At 73.5% G+C, this 3,449-nt stretch carries 1 protein-coding gene; it reads right to left on the reverse strand.

Annotated features, from left to right (window positions below; genetic code table 11):
* Positions 1–3,449, reverse strand: a 3,449-nt coding sequence (locus QQK25_RS22470) for a glucoamylase family protein (RefSeq protein WP_284189967.1), incomplete at both ends; no start/stop codon positions are given.

Genomic DNA, 3,449 nt, shown 5'->3' on the forward strand with positions numbered 1-3,449 from the left:
CTGGAGGGCGGCGCAGGGGTCGAGGCCACCGCCGACGCGGCCGGAGAGGCCGGCGCATTCGAGGGCCGCCGGGTCGTCGCGCCGGCCGTTGCGGCCGAGGAACTCGCGCCGGTCGGCGCTGCGGCTGTGCACCGGGCCGTCCGTATCGAAGAAGGCCACCCGCTCGGCGAACTCGGTGTTGAAGGGGTTGCGGGCGTACAGGGCGCCGCCGGGATGGGCGAGGGTGGTGCTGACGTGCATGGCCGACTTCTCCCGCAGGTCGCCCAGCACCCATTCCACGTAGCCGGTGGCGGAGAGCTGGCGCGGCCGGCCGGAGTCGTTGCGCAGGGTGAGCACCGAGAACTTCACCGCCGCGTCGATGGCGACGAACACCGTGAGCCGGGAGTGGATGCCGTCTTCCCGGGTCTCGAACACGCTGTAGCCGAAGCCGTGGCGGGTGAGGTAGGTGCCGCTGCCGCGCAGGGGCAGCGGGGTGGGCGACCACAGGTGGCCGCTTTCCTCGTCGCGCAGGTAGATGGCCTCGCCGGACGGGTCGCTCACCGGGTCGTTGTGCCAGGGGCTGAGGCGGAACTCGTGGGCGTTGTCGCTCCAGCTGTAGGCGCTGCCGCTCTCCGAGATGACGGTGCCGAAGCCGGGGTTGGCGATCACGTTGGCCCACGGGGCGGGGGTGTGCTGGCCGGGGGCCAGGGTGATGAGGTATTCGCGCCCGTCGGGCGAGAAGCCGCCCAGCCCGTTGGCGAGGATCGGCGTGACAGCCTGGGGCGGGGCGTCGGCCGGCGGGGCCGGGCGGTGGGCGCGGGTGGCCAGCAGGGGCGGCGGGCGCGGGGCGGCGAGCTCGCGCCGGTCGAGCTGTTCGGCGAGGGTGCCGCGGCAGTCGGTGATGACGATGCGGGCGACGGCCTGGAAGAGCAGCCGGTCTTCGGCGGAGATCTGCTCGGCGGGGCGCACGAAGATGCCGCCCGGCCGGTCGATGACGCTGGCGCCGCTGCCCGAGGCGATCAGGCCGACGATCTCGTCCTGGAGGCGCTGGCGGTAGCCGGCGTGGTCTTCGTTCCAGATCACCAGATCCACCGCCAGGCCCTTGAGGCGCCAGTAGGCGTGGGCCTGCACGAGCTGGCGGACCAGCTCCACGTTGCCGGCGTCGCCGATCTGCAGCAGCACGATGGGCAGGTCGCCGGAGATGGCGTAGCCCCACAGCCCGGACTGGCCGCGCCGGTTGCGGATCAGCAGGCCCGGGTCGGCCCGCAGGGCGGCGCCGGCGTAGAGGATGGCCCCGGCCAGCCGGGCGTAGAGCTGGGCGTCGGCTTCCACCGCGTTGAGCTGCTGCAGTTCGACCTGGCTGTGGGTCCACGCCAGATCGAAGACCCGGTCGGCCAGGTGGCGGTCGAGGTACTTGCCCACCAGGCCCACGGCGATGTCGCGGGTGTCGGCCATGCCGGTGACGATGTCCACGATGGCGGATTGCTCCGGCGCCAGGGTGATGCGCTGGCGGATGGCGACGATGGGGTCGAGCACCGGCCCGGCGCTGCCCGACAGGGGGGCGCTGCCGAGCATGGCCAGCGGGGCGGCGGTGTCGCGGGTGCGCCCGATGAAGCGGGCGCGGTCGGTCTCCCACGATACGGCGTCGGACGGCACGCCGTGCACCGCCATCAGGTGGAGCAGCCAGGGGGTGGCTTCGTCCGGCGAGCGGGGCCGGCGCTTGCACAGGATGGCCCGCTGGCGGGGCAGGATCTCGGTCTGCACGAAGAGCTTGCTGAAGGCCGGGTGGAGGGCGTCGGCGGCGGGCGGGGCGATCACCACCTCGGCGTAGCTGGTGATCTCGATCTCCCGCGGGCGGCTGCTGCGGTTGGTGAGGCGCACCCGGCGCAGCTCGATGTCGTCCTCGGGGGAGACGACGATCTCGGTGTAGGTCTCGATCTCGCCGCCGGGCTCCACTTCGTCCCGGCGCCGGAACTCGACCCGGCCTTCGGAGAGGATCGCCTCGTAGCTGGTCGGGCGGCGCCGGGTCGGCTGGTGGGCGACGGACCAGAAGGCGCCGCTCGCCACGTCGCGGATGTAGCAGCAGGCGCCCCGGTCGTCGCAGGTGCCGTCCTCGCGCCAGCGGGTCACCGCCAGGTCGCGCCAGCGGCTGTAGCCGCCGCCGGCGTTGCTGATCATCACGTGGTAGCGGCCGTTGGACAGCAGCTGGACCTCGGGCATCGGGGTGTCGGGGGTGGTGAAGGCCCGCAGCGGCGTGTCGAGGGGCTGGACGCGGGCCTGCAGCCCGGACAGCTCGGCCGCCATCGAGAACAGCCCCGACGGGCGGGGGATGCGCTCCTGCAGCAGCGGCAGCGCGGCCTGGAGCTGGCGGTCGGCGGCGAAGCGGCGCTGCATGGGCTGCCCCAGCAGGTGCGAGGCGAGAGCCAGCAGGCTCATGCCCTGGTGGTGGGCCATGAAGGCGCGCACCACCACCCGGGCCTGCCCGCGGCGCTGGCGGGCCGGGGTGTAGTCGATGGCCTCGTAGAAGCCGAAGCGCCCGACAAAGCCTTCGGCGGCGAGGCGCCGGAGGTTGGCGCAGGCCTCGGCCGGCACCACCATCAGGGCCAGGGCCGAGGCGTAGGGGGCGACCACCAGATCGTCGGCGAGCCCCCGCTTGAGGCCCAGCCCGGGCACGCCGAAGGCGCGGTACTGATAGTTGAGCTGCACGTCCACGCTGTTGTAGGCCGACTCGGACATGCCCCAGGGCACGCCGCGCTGGCGGCCGTAGTCGATCTGCCGCGCCACCGCGGCCCGGCAGGTCTGGTCGAGCAGGGTGTGGGCGTAGGCGGGCATCACCAGCTGCGGCATCAGGTATTCGAACATCGAGCCGCTCCACGACAGCAGCACCGGCTCGCCGCCGGCGCGGGTGAGCAGGCGGCCGAGGGCGAACCAGCTCTCCTGGGGCAGCGCGCCCTGGGCGATGCCGACGAAGCTGGCCAGCCGAGCCTCGGAGGCGAGCAGGTCGTAGCAGCCCGCGTCGAGCCGGCGGTCCTGCACGTTGTAGCCGACGCACAGCAGGTGGCGGGTGGTGTCGTACAGGAAGGCGTAATCCATGCAGGCCATCGCGGCGAGGCGGCCGCACAGGCTGTCGATGGTGGTGAGGCGTTCCCGGGCGCGGGTGCCGCCTTCGGCGACGCCGTGCAGCAGATCCTGCAGCCAGGCGCGCTGGGCCTGGGTGGTGTCGTCGTCGAGGCGCTGGCGGATCTGGGCGCACAGCGTGCCGTCGACGTGCGCCAGCTGACGCAGGGTGGGCATGCCCAGGGTCTCGGCGATCCGGTCGGCAAAGCCGTCCAGCCCGCGGGGCGGCGGGGGCAGCAGCAGCCACGGGGCGAGCTGGGTGAGCTCGGCCTGGGCTTCTTGCACCTGCCGCAGCAGGGCTTCGGCCCAGCGGCCGGCCTTGGTGGCGGGGCGGGGTTCGGCGCCGGTGTCGG

Origin of the sequence: Zoogloea oryzae, assembly GCF_030161255.1 — a bacterium.
Taxonomy (GTDB): domain Bacteria; phylum Pseudomonadota; class Gammaproteobacteria; order Burkholderiales; family Rhodocyclaceae; genus Zoogloea; species Zoogloea oryzae.